Below are 16,098 nucleotides of genomic sequence, written 5' to 3' on the forward strand. Positions count from 1 at the left end.
CTGATTAATCGGGCTTCTTATTCATGCTGTCTAGAATATCTTTTTTCCTCTTTTCAGTCTCCGCTCTATGAATGAGAATACTTTTAAATCTTTGTGCTTCATCCATGTTCGCCTTTATAAAGAAAAAAGTATGTAATGAAGAAAGTACCAAGCCACCAGTTAAAGTGAAAAATAAAGTAAAATATTTAGAGGTTGCATTTATGCTGAAGAATCCAATCGCAACAACGACTGCGGAAATAACATGGTAAGCTAATATTGTGCTAAGTCTTTTTCGTTTTAGGGATATTATCGGCCTCAATCTCCTGAGTTCATCCGAGGTGAGTGATGGATGCTCGTCAGTCTCAGGGATTTTGAACATTGCTTGGATGCAATAGCTTGAGCAGAATAACAATAATGTAAGTATAATCCATGGGGTAGGGGCAAGCTTTAAATTCGTATTGCACACTATGAAATAAAACAAAGTAGAACCTATGAAGAAGGCTAAAATAAATTGACATAAGAATGATTTGTAACTCATTTTAACCTCCTTATAGCTGAACTATTTAACTGCGACTTCACCTGCGCCAATCTTGGCGTGAAGCCATTTGTGCATCTGCAAATATAAATGATTTTCGTCTATTAGTCCATTATTATATTGTACGTTAATTGAACCAGATAGCTTCAAATCACCACCTTTAATGGTTCCGCCTCCCTTAAGAGTTATTTCAATGTCATCTTCATCCATGTTGCGTAAAGAGGTTGCTAGAGTATCCATTAGCAATTGCCCATCTTTATTAGTTTTTCTAAAGTAAGTAATTTCCAAGTTTACCTGTAGGTTTGATTCGTCCAAAGAGTCTTCTAGTTTTAAATCATCAAACCATTTTTCACCGAATGCTGCCTTTAATATGTTCCCACCTTTACCAGTAGGCATGAATTTCATTTTTCTTACTTTTTGAACATTTCCCTCAGAAGGTATGTTCGGGGTTCGAACAATCTCAACTGAAGTATCATTTTTACTTTTTATAGGGACGCTGCCCAAGTTAATTTTGCTTACCGGGTTTTTCTCAAGTTTTTGAATTGTTTCTTCAGTTGGTTTATCTTTCAGCATTAAAATGCTGTCATCGGAAAATGAATTTCCAAAGCTATGAATAAGCCAATTAAGGTGAGTCTCTAAGTCTTTGGATCTCAGGGCGCTAGACTGTACGATTATAAGGTGATTTTTAAGCACGCCAAAATATAATATAGAGTCAATGAATTCTCTTTTAATCTTCTCTTTGTGCTCATCTGAAACATTCTCATCAACTTCAAGCTTTATTTGTTCAGAAGTGATGGCATTTATATCGTAGAAACTTACGTCATCACTTATAGTCATTAGCGCTTGGCTTTTCCCTTGCTCAAATAGAATTAACTGACCAAACAAAATCGTCTGATAAGTACTACTTCTGTTTATTAGGCGATATCCACTCGAACTATCCGATGGAGTGATCTGCTCACGCCTCATGCCAACCTTGGGAGCAGTCCCATTTGTAGAGATTATCGATTCCAGAATCGACTGAAGGTCAGCGTCGCAGTTAGCTATTGCAGCTCTTTTGTAGTGAATCGCTTTTTGACGATTTTGCCTTGACATCCATAATCCTTAATGATAACCAAATCAGTAACTACCAGCTCAAAGCCATAAGAACTGGCACCATTTCAAAAACGATATAAGAAAAATGATAAAAAATCATTAGCGCGGTCCGCATTTTATCATTTACTGTGTTAAGAGTGGTATCTACGCCACGGACTTAAAACGATTCGAAAATCTCGCTACAACGGGGTTTTGTCATTTTAGAGGCTGCCTAAAGGCGGCCTTTTTCATATCCGCGCCACGCTCGGCGCAATTCAACCACAGAGCCTTTCAGGGGGGAGCCATAGGGAACGGTCGGTGTGACTGTCTTTGCGGACTGATCATTCCTGATGGCCTTTGACAGAGTGAATTTTTCATCGGTGCTATAGTTAATGTGGCATTCGATAATGCTCTCGATACTGTTAACACTTGGTGGGGATACACCTGCTTCGCAGAGACAACTGCATGACCCATGACCAGCAACCCAATGCTGGTCTTTTTTTTCCGCCATTAGCTCAACTGGAAAGAGCACGGAGCTTCTACCTCTGTGGTTCGGGGTTCGAATCCTCGATGGCGGACCAGATATTTACTTCACTAACGATTTAGTATTTTTAACGCCAACACTCTCACCGCTGCCATATAATCAAATCCTCACAAGGAGGAGACGGCCATGAAAGAAGGTTTCTACTGGATACAGCACAACGGCACAGTCCAGGTAGCTTACTACACCGATGGTGTCACTGAGGATCTTGAAACGGGTAAGACAATAACTGGTGTCTGGCATCTGACACGAGGTGATGATATTTGCCACAACGGTGAGGCTGAAGTGATTGAAGGCCCACTGTCTGTGCCATTGAAATGAATATATTCATCTGATTACTTGGCAGATTCTTTGTACTGCACATATGCTATTTAAGCATCCTGCGGAATGGATGTGTTCTGAAAGCATTTTGGTGGTGAATTCCCTATGCGGAGGGGTGTTCCAGAAGATACCTGAAAAGGAAACCTCTCAGACGCGGGAATGTTTGCTGGAGTAATTCTCACCGGGAGGCACCCGGCACCACTCTCTCAGCTATTGCCAAATTAGCAACTATGCCTGCTGTCCGAGCAGGCTTTTTTTTGTCGATACAGATAAACTATTGACCGCGTGAATATATCCTGAGTAAGTTATGCATGTGGCGAATCCCATCTAAGCGGTGGGGCGTCTGGTTAACTGCTATTTGCAGGTATGCGCGCGACTTTGATAACCAGAGATAAGTCACCGGGAGGCACCCGGCGCCACAAATTTTTCAAACTTTCGTCCCATTGGAAGGGTATAGAGTGTTCAAGTTTAATTCATCCTTACTTGCGATTTTTCTACTGTCAGGTTGTAGTTCTGATCTGGTTTTAAGCCCACCTGAACAACCTGATTACAAACCAATGCCTGACATCACCCAATCTGTGACGCCGACGCAACAGCGTGCGATCATGGCTGGAGAGAGGCCTGATTGGTCAGAAAGAACACCAGTAAGCGCTGCGAAGCGATATTAATAAACGCTTATCTGATAAGGCTGCCATTGGGTGGCCTTTTTTTATTTCCCCTCAAATTTACTGAGAGGATTCACAGCAATATGAGGGTGACAGATGTCCGATCCATTTTCTGGGACGGGGCTGGCCGGTTTAGCTTTGACTGGAGCCAGTGTCTACGGCCTATTGACCGGAACTGACTACGGTGTTGTTTTTGGTGCATTTGCGGGCGCCGTATTTTACATAGCGACAGCGGCTGACCTGAGTGTGTTACGTCGCCTGGCATACTTCTTCGTGTCGTATATCGTCGGCATTCTTTCTTCGGGGCTGTTGGGTTCAAAACTCACATCCTGGACGGGGTACACCGAGAAGCCTCTGGATGCTATCGGTGCCGTAATAGCTTCTGCGTTAGCCGTTCAAATCCTTACGTTCCTGAACAAGCAGGACATCGGCTCGCTGGTGGCGCTGATAACGCGCCGGGGAGGTTCAGGTGGTACTAAATGATCCAACAGCAACTATCAACGCGCTGCTCTGCGCCGGAGTTGTAATTACTCTGATGTTTTACCGCCGTGGTGATTCGCGGCATCGGCCATGGATTTCGCGTTTAGCCTGGCTGATTACCGTCACTTACAGCGCTGTACCGCTGGCGTACCTGTGTGGGATTTACCCGCATTCATCATGGGCCACCATTGCGGCCAATATCATATTCCTTTCAGTGCTGGTGGCCGTCAAAGGCAACGTTGCACGTCTGGTTGATCATCTGAGGCACTAATGGACAAAGCACAATTTCAGAAGGCGGCTGGTATAAGCGCCGGGTTAGCTGCGCGCTGGTTTCCACATATCGACGCCGCCATGAAGGAATACGGCATCACTGCACCGCTTGACCAGGCCATGTTTATTGCCCAGATGGGGCATGAAAGCACCAGGTTTACCCGTGTTGTGGAAAATCTGAATTACGCGGTTGAAAACCTGGTACCGACGTTCGGTAGCCACCGCATCACTCCACAGCAGGCCGCCGCACTTGGCAGAACGGCAGAGCACCCGGCTAATCAGAGAGCGATCGCCAATCTGGTATACGGTGGTGAGTGGGGAAAAGAACACCTGGGCAATCAGGTTGCCGGTGATGGATGGAAATATCGCGGTCGCGGCCTGAAGCAAATCACCGGGCTCAGCAATTATCGCAACTGTGGCCACGCGCTGAAGCTGGACCTTGTAACCCAGCCTGAATTGCTTGAACAGGATGAATACGCCGCGCGCTCAGCTGCATGGTTCTTTGCCTCCCGCGGTTGCCTGCTTCATTCCGGCGACGTTGAGCGCGTGACACTATTAATCAATGGCGGCCGTAACGGGCTGGATAAACGCCGCGCGCTGTTTAACCTGGCGAAATCAGTTCTGTTGTGAGGTGAATGTGGGGATCGAAACGATAATCGGGCTGGCCGCACTGGTTATTTCCGCTATTGCCGGCGCTTTTGGCCTGGGCCATATTCGCGGCACCAGCAAAGCGGAAGCGAAAGCAGACCAGCAGCGCACTGAAGAGAAGGCCGCCGCCACTGAAGCAGTAGCAGAGCGCCGTGTTGAAGCAACGAAAGAGGCCAGCAATGTACAGCAGACTGTTAACCATATGTCTGGCGACGATGTTGATCGCGAGCTGCGGGACAACTGGACCCGTAAGGGTTGAGGTAGTGGACACGGCTTGCGACTGGGTTAAACCCATTTACGGCACCGCTCATGACTGGGATGTTCTGGACCGCCAGACGAAGAAAGACATCCTGGCGCATAACAAAGCGTGGCAGGCTAACTGCCAGAAACAGGAGTGAAGCATGCTGCTGTGTTCACATTCAATAGCGGGGATATTTCCATACCCACCCAAGAGAGAGCCACAGATGAAAGTTCAGGATTTAAGTCATGCCTATAGCATCTGGGAAAACATTCGAGAACTGCAAAAACAGCGCGATCTCATCGCTGGCGGAGGTGGTCTCGGTGTGACTATCCAGTCAGCATATCAGGATGCTGCCTTTGAAGAGGCAATCCGGCCTCATGCTGTAGCAGAGCTGGAACGTCGTATTGAGAAACAGAAAAAAGTCATCATCGACCTCGGTGTTTCTTTTTCTGACGGCTAGGCATTGCAGCAGGCATTCACTGAGTGCCTGTGATAATGTTTTCGGACATATTTTTCAAGGAGCTTTACATGTCCGAATATCTTTTAACCTGGGAATATTATGACCAGGACTGGAATTTGTGTGAGAAAGGAAATTTTGTGATGAGGGTTAATAAAGGTGATTCTTTCTTAGATAGCCTGACTGGTTACACCGAAGCGATGGCTGAAGCCAGAGGTGCAGAAAAGAACAGGGTAGTGGTTAGCTACTGCACAAAAATAAATTAGCTCTTAAACCAACCTATAGCCTCGCAATAGCGGGGCTTTTTATTACCAGAAGAAGGAGAAGAAGCATGTTAACAGTAAAAGTAATGTCGCCAGGTGGCGGCGAAGAGATTCATTGCGGGTTGAGTGTAGGGTTCAATCCGGGGCAGCAGAGCATCGCGGTATCGGGAATGGACAAAAATGTATTCCTGAAACCCGGCGAGGTCGCCTATGTGATGAACCAGAATGGAAAGACGGTATCTCGTTACGAGCATATTGCCAGTCAGGAAGCACTGCATAACGCGGTGGATTCGTAGCCATTACAAAGCTCACCTGCTGGTGGGCTTGATAATAGTTGTCCCCACAACCGGATAATGTTGGCGGCATCCCCTGTGAGATATGGGGAAGAGCAGGCAACGATTGACTACCTGCTCTTATCTTTTAAAGACTAAATCCAAGCTTTTTGGCAAGGTTTTTAATCAAACTATTGGTATTGAGATATTCCGTTGTTCCTACAGCAGCGCCGCAAGAAGCGCACTGGATGAAAAGGATACGAAAATTACTGTTCGAGACAGGATGCTCCTTCATTTCGAACCTTGTAGATGAGCACTTTGGGCAAGAAGTTGTAGCCATAAAAATCCTTATAAGAGGTAATCAGCCATCCCTCTTGTTTAGGTTCGCTGATGTCCCACCATCAACGGACTGAGTAGTCAACATATCCAAAATTAATAATCCTAGCAATTACATGGTTTTGGTTTTATGCGCATCGCACGCGCACATCAAAGAAAGTCTTTCAGCTGTGAGCCTGGGCAAACCGTTAACTTTCGGCGGCTTTGCCGTGCGACAGGCTCACGTCTAAAAGGAAAATTAAAATGTCAGAATCTTCAATCGTCCCTTACGTAAAAACCACTCCCAAACCTTTTGGTGTGAACGTCGAATGGAAATGGCCGGGTGGATGCGCGGTGCTAGAAATGCAATGCCTTCATGAAGATGGCCGACTTGTGAAAGAACGCATCTTCTGGCCAGCTACCGTATACCTTATTTCCGGGCTCAAAACTGGTGAGCGAGTTCAGGTGCGTCTGCGTCCAATTGCAGAGGATGGCTCAGCACGAGATTGGCGAGCCAGTGACTGGATCGAAGGCGTTTCTTCTGTCGATGCCGAAGAAATGGTTCAAGCGCTGCAAGACGATATTCGCAGCAACGCAATGTTCGACGCCCTGAGTTGTGATGGTGGTATTTCCCCAGAAGAAATGCGGGATGCCGTGGAGCACATCAAGCGCACCAGGATGGCGAAAGCTTTAGGCAAGTCGCTGGCTGAACTGTCTCCATTCACCATGAAGAACGGACAAGTGTTTATCAATGATGCGTTTATCGGGAATGGCATTACGTCAGAGAGCGGCCGTATATATGCTTCTGGTATGGGTGTTTCTGTAGACAATGGAAAAGAGCAGGTTGAGTTTGAAGCTGAAAAGTTTGAAATTGCTGCCAGTTCCAAAGGCCCGCTAGATAGCGCCTTACAAGAGGCCATCAAAAAGATAGTGAACGAAGCCCTGCAGAAAGCTACTCAGCCAGGTGGCCTGCTGCATTCTCGGAAGTAGTTTTATGGCATCCAATTCACCCTGGCATAATCTCTACAACACGAAGCGCTGGTATCGACTCCGCTATCACCAGCTGCAAAAGCAGCCCCTTTGCGAGTTCCACCTCAAACGAAACCAGATCGTGTCAGCGCTGGTGGTAGACCACATCATCCCGCATAAAGGCGATGAGGCGCTCTTTCATAACCCAGAAAATCTTCAGTCGCTTTGCAAACGCTGTCACGACTCAGTGAAGCAGCGCATGGAGAAGGGCGGAACGGTAACGGAGTTCGACAATGATGGTCGGGTTATCTGGTAACAGGAGTATGCAATGCAAGATATGAAGATTGAATACCGGGGCGGTAAGCTTGTTGAACTGAGCATTGATGGCGTGAGTTTCAGCTCTGTTACCGCCATCAACTTCAACCACGAGGTGGGCGAGACGCTACCTACGGTCAGCCTGACCTTCCCGCTCGGTGTCGGAGAAAGACTGGTGCCCGCCACCCTCTCCCGCGAAAACCTGCGAATCATCGAGAAATGATATTAATTCTCATTTGCATACCTGAGGGCTGGGGGGAGGGGTAAAACTCTGGCGGCAAAATCTTAAAGACCGCGCTCCCCCATTTCATTTTAAAAACGTCCAGAAAAAAAGGAAAAAAGCGATGGCACAGCGAGGCAGAAAGTCTCTGGCTGCGACGTCTGCTGTCTCGCTGCCGGCACTGGCTGAAAGCAGGCTACAGCCGTCCATTCATCTGAGCGATCCGGAAATAAACGTCTGGGTCCGGTTGGTCAATGACAACCCCGCCAGCTCATTTACCGAAACGCACCGCGACATGCTGGAAATGTACTGCCGCCATGTTGTGCAGGCTCGGTTGCTCACCACCCAGATTGAAGAATTCGAACTGGAGTGGTTGTCCAGAGAAGATGGGCTGAAGCGTTACGACAAACTGCTCACGATGCGCGAGCGTGAAGTGCGCTCTGCGTCCTCACTGGCGACGCGGCTGCGGATCACCCGGCAGGCGACTGCCGATCCCAAAACGGTAGGTCGTGCCAACAACAATCTGCCACGGGAGAGAAAACCCTGGGAAATTGAATAAGGCTCTTCGATGGCTAAAAAAACTCTGACAAGAGCCGAGAGGAATATCCTCTGGTGCGAAAGAAATATCGTTATCCCTGAAGGTAAGTTTGTTGGCCAGCCCCTGAAAATGGCTGAGTTCATGAAAGACGACTTCAGGGCTATCTTTGACAACAAGCATGGCACTCGCCGCGCCATCATCAGCCGCGGGCGCAAGAACGCCAAGACCGTTGAAACCGCCATGCTGATGCTGCTCTATCTGGTGGGGCCAGAAGCGGCGCCGAACTCGCAGCTGTATTCTGCCGCACGTTCGCGTGACCAGGCGGCCATTCTGTTTAACCTGGCCTCCAAGATGTGCCGGATGAATCCGGTGCTTATGCAGTATGTTGCGATCAAGGATTCAGCAAAAGAAATTCACTGCCCTGAACTGGGTTCTTATTATCGCGCACTGAGCGCAGAAGCCACCACGGCCTACGGTTTCTCGCCGCGATTTGTCGCCCACGATGAGCTGGGGCAGGTTCGTGGGCCGCGTGACCCTCTTTATGAAGCGCTGGAAACGGCGACCGCTGCTCAGGATAACCCTATCTCGGTAATCATCAGCACCCAGGCACCCGATGCGAGCGACCTGCTCAGCCTGCTGATTGATGATGGCCTGACCGGGGCCGATCCGCGAACGGTGGTCAGGCTCCAGACCGCGCCGGAAGATATCGATCCTTTCTCTGTTGAAGCCATCAGGCTGGCAAACCCCGCCTTCGATGTATTCATGAACCAGAAAGAAGTGCTGGATATGGCCGCCAGCGCAAAACGCCTGCCGTCGCGCCAGGCAGAGTTTGAGAACCTTGTACTAAACCGCAGGGTTGAGGCGAAAAGCCCGTTCGTGAGTCAGACCGTATGGCACATGAATAAAGAGGAACCCGGCGAACTGGCGGGCGCTACCGTCTGGGGCGGCCTGGACCTTTCCAGCGTGTCGGACCTCACCGCGCTTATTCTCAACACAACCCATGGCGATGTGCACTGTAAGTTCTGGCTACCTGAGGAAGGGCTGGCAGACAAAGCGCGTAACGATCGCGTGCCTTATGACATCTGGGCGAGGCAGGGCTGGCTGAACACGACACCGGGAAAAGCCATTGAGTATGCCTTTATCGCCAGGGAGCTGCGGCGCGTTTTTGATATCTGTAACGTCAGGGTGCTGGCGTTCGACCGCTATAACATGCGCTTCCTTCGCCCTCATCTCATCGACGCCGGATTCACTGAAGCGGAGCTTGAGCGGTTTGTGGAATTTGGCCAGGGCTTTGTTTCTATGTCTCCCGCACTCAGGGAGCTTGAGGCCAGATTGCTCGGTGCGCAGCTGAAGCACGGCAACCATCCGATCCTCGAAATGTGCGCCAAAAACGCCACGGTAATCACCGACCCCGCCGGTAACCGCAAATTTGTAAAAGGCAAGTCGAGTGGCCGTATCGACGGCATGGTAGCACTGGCAATGTCCATCGGGGCACAGTCCAGTGACGATGTAGAGGACCCGGGAGATGTTAACGATTTTATCTATAACTTTTTGAGCGTGTAAAAATGGCAGATACCGATTACAGCATTGACCTGCGAACGCGATCGCCATTCTGGGCGCGCATGGCCTCCATCCTGACCGGTGGCAGACTGGTTACACCAGAGAAAGGCTCTCAGATGGCTGGCACCTCTGCGCACGGCGTTGTTGGTGAATCCGTTGTCACTGATGAGCGAAACATGCAAATCAGCACGGTGTGGGCCTGTATCCGTCTCATTTCTACAGTCACTGCATCTTTACCGCTTGATGTTTACGAGACCAAAGACGATCAGCGCAGCAAGGTTCCTGGCAACCATCCTCTCGCAAAACTACTGAGGTTCCGGCCAAACAATTTCATGACCGCTCTGGAGTTCCGCGAAGCCATGACCATGCAGTTGTGCGCCTACGGTAATGCTTACGCGCATGTGGAGCGAAACAGCGTCGGCGACGTTATCAGTATGGTTCCTCTGATGAGCGCCAATATGGAAGTGCGGCTCAGTGAAAACGGCAAAACCATTATCTACCGCTATCGTCGTGACACGGAATACGCCAACTTTTCACAGAAAGAAATTTTCCATCTCAAGGGATTTGGCTTCAACGGGCTAACCGGCCTGTCTCCGCTGGCGTTCAGCGCGAAGTCTGCAGGTGTCGCCATTGCCATGGAAGATAATCAGCGTGAGTTCTTCGCGAACGGCGCGAAGTCTCCGCAGATCCTGATGACTGATGGCAAGGTGCTGACTAAAGAGCAGCGCGGTCAGCTGGAGGAGAACTTTAAGGAGATTGCAGGCGGACCGGTTAAAAAGCGGTTGTGGATCCTGGAGAGCGGGTTTACTACGCAGGCTATAGGGGTTTCGCCTCAGGATTCGGAAATACTGGCTGCACGAAAATTTCAGGTCGCCGAACTGGCCCGCTTTTACGGTGTGCCTCCGCATCTGGTAGGCGATGTTGATAAAACCACCTCCTGGGGCTCGGGAATTGAGCATCAAAACCTGGGTTTTCTTCAGTACACGCTAAAACCCTACCTTGACCGTTGGGAGTACAGCATTGAGCGCTGGCTGGTGAAAGAGTCAGAACAGGGCGCTATTCATGCCGAACATAACCTCGACGGGCTGTTACGCGGCGACTCAACAAGCCGGGCATCATTCATGCAGATCATGGTCAATACCGGCATTCGCACCGTTAACGAGGTTCGACGGCTGGATAACCTGCCACCACTGCCTGGCGGTGACGTGGCGACGCGCCAGTCGCAGAACGTACCCATTACCGATCTTGGATCAAGCAAAGAGCCCCGCAATGACGGGGCTTAATTTTTATGGGGGCCATGATGCCTGAAATTCAAAAGACGCTGGCGTTCGACCAGACCGAAATCAAGTTTACCGGTGACGGCAGTAAGGGAACGTTTGAAGGGTACGCCTCGGTTTTCAATAACACCGATTCCGATGGCGACATTATTTTGCCCGGCGCTTTCGCTGGTGTGGTCGCTAACCAGAGCCGCAAGGTGGCTATGTTCTTTAACCACCAGACGCGAGCCATCCCGGTTGGCAAGTGGGATGCCATGCACGAAGACGAGAAGGGGCTTTTTGTACGTGGGCAACTCACTCCGGGGTTAAGCCTGGCCGAAGATCTGAAGGCCGCCATGCAGCATGGCACGGTTGAAGGCATGTCGGTCGGTTTTTCAGTCGGCCCCGATGATTACACCGTCGGCACGTCAGGCCTGATTTTCAAAAACATTTCTTACCTGCGGGAAATCAGTGTCTGCACCTTCCCGGCAAACGAACTGGCAGGCGTAACTGCCATGAAGAGCATCGACGGCATTAAAACCATTCGTGACGCGGAGGCCTGGCTGAGGGATTCAGTCGGCCTTACGCGCGCTGAAGCGCAGGCGTTTATCGCCCGCGTGAAGTCCGCAGGCCGAAGCGAGTTCGGCGGCGGCGACATTGACGCGCTGGCACAGCGCATAACTTCCTTTGCCGCTAACCTGCGGAATCCTTAACGGAGCAAAACATGTCTGAATTAGCAACCCTGGAAAAAGCGATCGAGAACTCCCAGAAAGAAGTGAAGGAGCTTATCGAGGAGCAGCGTAAATCCATCAACCAGAACGGCGAAATCAACAAGCAGCTGCAGACCGATCTGGCTAAAGCCCAGGATGAACTGAAAACGACCGGTACCCGCCTGTTCGATCTTGAGCAGAAGCTGGCTGGCAACTCGCCTGAACAGACCGCCAAGAAGTCCTTTGCAGAGCGCGTATCCGAAGACCTGATGAAAGGCTGGGACGGCTCACGCACCAAAGCGAAAGTGACCAGTTTTGATAAAGCGATTGGGTCTGGCGCCAACTCCGCCGGCGCCCTGGTTCTGCCGCAGCAGAATCCTGGTATCTTGATGCCTGGCCTGCGCCGACTGACTGTCCGTGACCTTCTGGCCCAGGGCCGAATTTCCAGTAACGCGCTTGAATACGTGCGAGAAAACGTCTTCACCAATGCCGCCGCTCCTGTGGCCGAGGGCACCCTGAAGCCGGAAAGTAACATCACCTTCACCAAAGAGACGGCGAACGTCAAAACCATCGCCCACTGGATCCAGGCATCGCGCCAGATTATGGACGATGCGCCAGCGCTTCAGTCCTATATCAATACCCGCATGATGTATGGCCTGGCGCTGGCGGAAGAAAACCAGATGCTCAACGGCGACGGTACCGGCGATAATCTGGAAGGACTCAACGTGGTTGCAAATGATTATGAGACTGCGCTGAATGCCTCGGGTGATACTGGTGCGGATGTGCTGGCGCACGCTATCTATCAGGTATCACTGAGTGAATTTGAAGCCGATGGCATCGTCCTTAACCCGGCAGACTGGCACCGGATTGCGTTGCTGAAAGACGCCAACGGCAACTACATCCTCGGTGGCCCACAGGCGTTTGCGTCAAAAGTGCTGTGGGGGCTGCCTGTTGTCTCCACCACGGCGCAGGCGGCGGGTAAATTTACCGTTGGCGCGTTCGGCCTGGCCTCTCAGGTCTGGGATCGCATGGATGCAACTATCGAAATCAGCAACCAGGACCGCGACAACTTTATCCGCAACATGCTGACCATTCTGTGCGAAGAGCGCCTGGCGCTGGCGCACTACCGTCCTGCCGCCATCGTCACCGGCGATATTGCGGTTTCTTCCGGCGAATAACAGAAGGGCGCGGTCAGCAATGGCCGCGTTTAACCTATGAAAATTAAAGCTCTCCGTATGTTCTCGCATTATCACCTGGGCACTGTATCCCAGGGCGAAACCCGCATCGTGAAAAAAGAGGTTGGCGAGATGCTGGTAAAAATGTACCTGGCTGAAGAGGTTGAACCTGAGAAGGTGAAAAACTCCAGTCCTGAACAGCCTGAACAGCCTGAACAGCCTGAACAGCCTGAACAGCCTGAACAGCCTGAACAGCCTGAACAGCCACAAAAAGCCAAAACCGGGGGTAAAGGTGGAAATAAGCGCGGAGCAGATGGCGCTGATAAAGACGCATCTGAGGGTTGATAACGACGCCGAAGACTCTCTTATCACTGCCTACACCACGGCGGCCGTCGATTATGTTGAGAAATTTTGCGACGGTTCGCTGGTGGAATCCCTTTCGCCGCCCCCTGAAGACAAAGAGCCTCCCCGGGAGGTTCTTTTTACGCCCGGGATCTGGGCGGCAATGCTTCTGCTGATTGGCCACTGGTATGCGAACCGGGAAGCCGCGTCGCAGAATCTGGCGGAAACCCCGCTGGGCGTTGAGGCGTTGCTGATACAGCACCGTCGGTGGCACTGATGGCCTGCTCCGGATGCGCCGCCCGGCGTGAATGGCTTAAAAAGTGGATGAAAATCGCCTATGAACGAGCAACAGGTAAGCCAGCTGCTGGCAGCAATGGCAGCCCAGACAGCAGCAATGAACCGACTGGCGGAGTCAAACGAGGCTCTGACGGCGGTGATCTACCAGTCGATGGTAGTGGAAGAGAGTGACGCTGAACTTCCACAGCATACTTATCTCAGCGGAAATCCCAGGGGGTGAGCATGCAGGCCGGAAAACTTCGTCACCGCGTTACATTGCAGAGGCCTGTTAAAACCCAGAATCCGGCTACCGGAGCCATCATTAACGGCTGGGCTGACGTTGCTACCCTGTGGGCCAGTGTTGTCGATCTGTCCGCGCGTGAGTTTGTAGCGGCCCAGGCAGGGCAGAGCGAAGTCACGACGCGGATCACTATTCGCTGGCGCGATGATGTAACCAGTAAGCACCGAATCCTTTATCTCGGCCGTGTTTATAACGTCCATGGCGTTCTGTCCGACGATAAAAGCGGGCGCGAATATCTGACACTTCCATGTTCGCAGGGGGTTAACGATGGCTGATGGTATTGAGTTCAGCATTACTGGCGTCGATTCTTTGCTGGGAAAACTGGATGCCGTCAGCGTCGATCTGCGTCGCAAAGGTGGCAGGGCTGCGCTCAGGCGTGCCGGCAACATCATCGTCGAGAAAGCGAAGACTAACGCCCGTCGCGTTGATGACCCGGGCACCGGCAGGAGCATCGCAGATAACATCGCCATGCGCTGGAATGGCCGTCTTTTTAAGCGTACGGGCGATCTCAGTTTTCGCATTGGCGTTCTTCACGGCGCGGTCCTTAAAAAGCACCCCGATCTTGGCAGGAATGCACCCACTCCTCACTGGCGCCTTATTGAGTTCGGTACCGAAAATGTTCGTGCCCAGCCAATTATGCGCCCGGCAGCGGAAAGCAGCATCGGCGAGGTGATAAATACCTTTGGCACTGATTATGAAAAGGCCATTGACCGTGCCATTAAGCGCGCTCAGAAAAAAGGAATACCACCATGATTGCGCCCATATTTGGTGTATGCGCGGCAAGTGCGGCGGTAACCGCGCTAATCGGCTCTGATCCTGTTCGACTATACCCCTTCGGCCAGCAGGATGATGCTGTCGTTTACCCGTATGCGGTGTGGCAGAACGTCACTGGCTTGACGGAAAACTATCTGGCGCATCGGCCGGATGCAGACTCCTTTTCGCTGCAGGTAGATGCGTACGCCGACACGGTGGACGAGGTTATCGCCGTCGCCTCTGCGCTGCGTGATGCCATTGAGCCGCACGCGTACATCACACGCCTTGGCGAGCAGGAGAAAGACCCGGAAACAAAGCGCTATCGCTACTCATTCGATGTTGACTGGATAGTCACTAGATAAACGTATTATTCAACCACCGGCCTTGAGCCGGTTTTTTTATGACCGGAGATAACAATGTCTGTATTGACGCAAGGTACGCAGCTCTTTGTGCTCGCAAAAGGCGCGGTGAGCGAAGTTGAATGTATCACTGCATTCTCACCCGGCAGCAACCCGGCGGACCAGATTGAAGACACCTGTCTTTCTGAGCGCTTTGATCGCAGCTATAAGCGTGGTCTTCGAACGCCTGGCACAGCATCACTGACGCTTAACGCTGATCCTAAAAATACCAGCCACATCATGCTCTACAACCTGTCCATTTCGGACGACGAAGAGGATCAGGACCTGACGTTCGCGATTGGATGGTCAGACGGAACCGCATCGCCAACTGCGGCTGAAGATGGTGCATCCGGTGCAGTCGATGGCCTGGTGTTACCTGACAGCCGCACATGGTTCGTATTCAAAGGCTATGTGTCCGACTTCCCGTTTGATTTTGCAGCAAACACGGTTGTTTCTACTTCTGCATCTGTCCAGCGCTCCGGATCTGCTGTTTGGGTGCCAAAAGTCGTGACCCCATAAAATCAGGGCGGCAACGCCCTCATTAATCAGGATAACTAATGAAATTAACACTTGATGCACTCAAGGAGTCCGGCGCGTTTACCGGTCGCCCGGTTGAGAAAGAAATCACCTGGACTCAGGGTGATAAAAAAATCACCGCGACCGTGTATGTCCGCCCGATGGGTTATCACACAGCAACGTCCGATGTGCTGGCTTTTGGGGGTAAGGTCGATGGTGTGGCAGGGCGTATCGCCGCATCCATCTGCGATGAACAGGGTAAACCCATCTTCACCCCGGCTGACATTACTGGTGAGGCCGATCCTGAACGTGGAGCACTCGATAGTGGCCTGACGGTAGCACTGCTTCTGGCCATTCAGGAAGTTAACGATCTGGGAAAGACTTCGAGCTCAGCGCCGAAGACGAATTCTGGTGCGAGCTCGTCCTCAACGGAATCGGAGGCAGAACAATCGCCGAAGCGCGGGAATCGCTCTCCTTCAAAGAGTCGCAGCTCTGGGCAAAGTACCGGGAACGATACGGAAGTCTGAACCCTATGTTGCGGGTTGAGTGGGGTGCCGGGCTGGTGAGCAGCATGATAGCCAACGTTAACAGAGACCCCAAACGCCCACCATTCAACCCGACCGATTTCACACTGCACTTTACCAAAGTCAAAGCTGCTGATGGACCAATCTCGTTAGAGGAAGCCAGAGCCAGCTGGACATAATGCCGCCA

The 16,098-nt window shown here is 51.2% G+C and carries 28 protein-coding genes and 1 tRNA gene; 27 read left to right on the forward strand and 2 right to left on the reverse strand.

Annotated elements, in window-relative coordinates; all coding sequences use genetic code 11:
* Positions 1-4 precede the first annotated feature (4 nt).
* On the reverse strand, positions 5-517 hold the full coding sequence (locus BFV63_RS08710; protein ID WP_069597496.1) for a hypothetical protein: 513 nt from the start codon (positions 515-517) through the stop codon (positions 5-7).
* A 21-nt stretch (positions 518-538) separates the two neighbouring features.
* Complete coding sequence (locus BFV63_RS08715; RefSeq protein ID WP_069597497.1) at positions 539-1,606, reverse strand: hypothetical protein; 1,068 nt, start codon at positions 1,604-1,606, stop codon at positions 539-541.
* Positions 1,607-2,089: 483 nt separating this feature from the next.
* Between BFV63_RS08715 and BFV63_RS08720 the strand changes: the two genes are divergently transcribed.
* The 27 genes from BFV63_RS08720 to BFV63_RS23545 all read left to right on the forward strand — a co-directional run bounded on the left by BFV63_RS08720 (position 2,090) and on the right by BFV63_RS23545 (position 16,090).
* Positions 2,090-2,166: transfer RNA gene (locus BFV63_RS08720), tRNA-Arg, on the forward strand.
* A gap of 89 nt (positions 2,167-2,255) precedes the next feature.
* Positions 2,256-2,447 carry a hypothetical protein gene (locus tag BFV63_RS08725; protein ID WP_069597498.1) on the forward strand — a complete coding sequence of 64 codons (192 nt, stop codon included), beginning with the start codon at positions 2,256-2,258 and terminating at the stop codon, positions 2,445-2,447.
* 761 nt (positions 2,448-3,208) lie between these two features.
* A complete protein-coding gene (locus BFV63_RS08730; RefSeq protein ID WP_069597499.1) occupies positions 3,209-3,595 on the forward strand; it encodes a phage holin family protein in 387 nt (128 codons plus the stop codon).
* Positions 3,582-3,863 carry a phage holin family protein gene (locus BFV63_RS08735; RefSeq protein ID WP_022651286.1) on the forward strand — a complete coding sequence of 94 codons (282 nt, stop codon included), beginning with the start codon at positions 3,582-3,584 and terminating at the stop codon, positions 3,861-3,863. The genes BFV63_RS08730 and BFV63_RS08735 overlap by 14 nt, the downstream gene beginning before the upstream one ends.
* Positions 3,863-4,492, forward strand: a complete 630-nt coding sequence (locus BFV63_RS08740) for a glycoside hydrolase family 19 protein (protein WP_069597500.1) — start codon at positions 3,863-3,865, stop codon at positions 4,490-4,492. The genes BFV63_RS08735 and BFV63_RS08740 overlap by 1 nt, the downstream gene beginning before the upstream one ends.
* Positions 4,493-4,499: 7 nt before the next feature.
* Positions 4,500-4,769, forward strand: a complete 270-nt coding sequence (locus BFV63_RS08745) for a hypothetical protein (RefSeq protein WP_058686916.1) — start codon at positions 4,500-4,502, stop codon at positions 4,767-4,769.
* Positions 4,770-4,773: 4 nt separating this feature from the next.
* Entirely contained in the window at positions 4,774-4,908 is a 135-nt protein-coding gene (locus tag BFV63_RS23475; RefSeq protein WP_032671062.1) for a hypothetical protein, read from the forward strand.
* Positions 4,909-4,974: 66 nt separating this feature from the next.
* Positions 4,975-5,211 (forward strand): hypothetical protein, encoded by a 237-nt coding sequence (locus tag BFV63_RS08755; protein ID WP_032671572.1) that lies wholly within the window; start codon positions 4,975-4,977, stop codon positions 5,209-5,211.
* 68 nt (positions 5,212-5,279) lie between these two features.
* Positions 5,280-5,474, forward strand: coding sequence for a hypothetical protein (locus BFV63_RS08760; protein WP_023305914.1), 195 nt, complete (start codon positions 5,280-5,282; stop codon positions 5,472-5,474).
* Between the two features lie 65 nt (positions 5,475-5,539).
* On the forward strand, positions 5,540-5,767 hold the full coding sequence (locus tag BFV63_RS08765) for a hypothetical protein (protein ID WP_023305915.1): 228 nt from the start codon (positions 5,540-5,542) through the stop codon (positions 5,765-5,767).
* Between the two features lie 555 nt (positions 5,768-6,322).
* Positions 6,323-7,048 (forward strand): hypothetical protein, encoded by a 726-nt coding sequence (locus tag BFV63_RS08770; protein ID WP_069597501.1) that lies wholly within the window; start codon positions 6,323-6,325, stop codon positions 7,046-7,048.
* A gap of 4 nt (positions 7,049-7,052) precedes the next feature.
* Positions 7,053-7,343, forward strand: a complete 291-nt coding sequence (locus BFV63_RS08775; protein WP_069597502.1) for an HNH endonuclease — start codon at positions 7,053-7,055, stop codon at positions 7,341-7,343.
* 12 nt (positions 7,344-7,355) lie between these two features.
* On the forward strand, positions 7,356-7,565 hold the full coding sequence (locus BFV63_RS08780; protein WP_069597503.1) for a serine acetyltransferase: 210 nt from the start codon (positions 7,356-7,358) through the stop codon (positions 7,563-7,565).
* Positions 7,566-7,686: 121 nt separating this feature from the next.
* Entirely contained in the window at positions 7,687-8,121 is a 435-nt protein-coding gene (locus tag BFV63_RS08785) for a hypothetical protein (RefSeq protein ID WP_006811063.1), read from the forward strand.
* Positions 8,122-8,130: 9 nt separating this feature from the next.
* Positions 8,131-9,663 carry a terminase large subunit gene (locus tag BFV63_RS08790; RefSeq protein WP_006811062.1) on the forward strand — a complete coding sequence of 511 codons (1,533 nt, stop codon included), beginning with the start codon at positions 8,131-8,133 and terminating at the stop codon, positions 9,661-9,663.
* A gap of 2 nt (positions 9,664-9,665) precedes the next feature.
* Entirely contained in the window at positions 9,666-10,943 is a 1,278-nt protein-coding gene (locus tag BFV63_RS08795; protein ID WP_063436811.1) for a phage portal protein, read from the forward strand.
* Positions 10,944-10,960: 17 nt separating this feature from the next.
* Positions 10,961-11,629 (forward strand): HK97 family phage prohead protease, encoded by a 669-nt coding sequence (locus tag BFV63_RS08800; protein ID WP_063436812.1) that lies wholly within the window; start codon positions 10,961-10,963, stop codon positions 11,627-11,629.
* 11 nt (positions 11,630-11,640) lie between these two features.
* Positions 11,641-12,804 (forward strand): phage major capsid protein, encoded by a 1,164-nt coding sequence (locus BFV63_RS08805; RefSeq protein WP_063436813.1) that lies wholly within the window; start codon positions 11,641-11,643, stop codon positions 12,802-12,804.
* Between the two features lie 36 nt (positions 12,805-12,840).
* Complete coding sequence (locus tag BFV63_RS23175; protein WP_063921719.1) at positions 12,841-13,146, forward strand: hypothetical protein; 306 nt, start codon at positions 12,841-12,843, stop codon at positions 13,144-13,146.
* Positions 13,094-13,420, forward strand: a complete 327-nt coding sequence (locus BFV63_RS08815) for a head-tail connector protein (RefSeq protein ID WP_165771111.1) — start codon at positions 13,094-13,096, stop codon at positions 13,418-13,420. Before BFV63_RS23175 ends, BFV63_RS08815 begins: the two co-directional genes overlap by 53 nt.
* A gap of 60 nt (positions 13,421-13,480) precedes the next feature.
* Positions 13,481-13,660: a hypothetical protein gene (locus BFV63_RS08820; RefSeq protein ID WP_069597504.1), complete on the forward strand. Its 180-nt coding sequence runs from the start codon at positions 13,481-13,483 to the stop codon at positions 13,658-13,660.
* A 2-nt stretch (positions 13,661-13,662) separates the two neighbouring features.
* Complete coding sequence (locus BFV63_RS08825; protein ID WP_063436817.1) at positions 13,663-13,995, forward strand: phage head closure protein; 333 nt, start codon at positions 13,663-13,665, stop codon at positions 13,993-13,995.
* Positions 13,988-14,473, forward strand: a complete 486-nt coding sequence (locus BFV63_RS08830) for an HK97-gp10 family putative phage morphogenesis protein (RefSeq protein WP_063436818.1) — start codon at positions 13,988-13,990, stop codon at positions 14,471-14,473. The genes BFV63_RS08825 and BFV63_RS08830 overlap by 8 nt, the downstream gene beginning before the upstream one ends.
* Positions 14,470-14,835 (forward strand): tail completion protein gp17, encoded by a 366-nt coding sequence (gene gp17 / locus BFV63_RS08835; RefSeq protein ID WP_063436819.1) that lies wholly within the window; start codon positions 14,470-14,472, stop codon positions 14,833-14,835. Before BFV63_RS08830 ends, gp17 begins: the two co-directional genes overlap by 4 nt.
* A 54-nt stretch (positions 14,836-14,889) precedes the next feature.
* Positions 14,890-15,390, forward strand: a complete 501-nt coding sequence (locus BFV63_RS08840; protein ID WP_063436820.1) for a phage tail tube protein — start codon at positions 14,890-14,892, stop codon at positions 15,388-15,390.
* A 38-nt stretch (positions 15,391-15,428) separates the two neighbouring features.
* Positions 15,429-15,914 carry a phage tail assembly chaperone family protein, TAC gene (locus BFV63_RS08845; protein WP_069597505.1) on the forward strand — a complete coding sequence of 162 codons (486 nt, stop codon included), beginning with the start codon at positions 15,429-15,431 and terminating at the stop codon, positions 15,912-15,914.
* Between the two features lie 5 nt (positions 15,915-15,919).
* Complete coding sequence (locus tag BFV63_RS23545; RefSeq protein WP_016063024.1) at positions 15,920-16,090, forward strand: hypothetical protein; 171 nt, start codon at positions 15,920-15,922, stop codon at positions 16,088-16,090.
* Positions 16,091-16,098: the final 8 nt, after the last annotated feature.

The sequence above is a fragment of the Enterobacter hormaechei subsp. xiangfangensis genome (assembly GCF_001729785.1).
Taxonomy (GTDB): Bacteria; Pseudomonadota; Gammaproteobacteria; order Enterobacterales; family Enterobacteriaceae; genus Enterobacter; species Enterobacter hormaechei_C.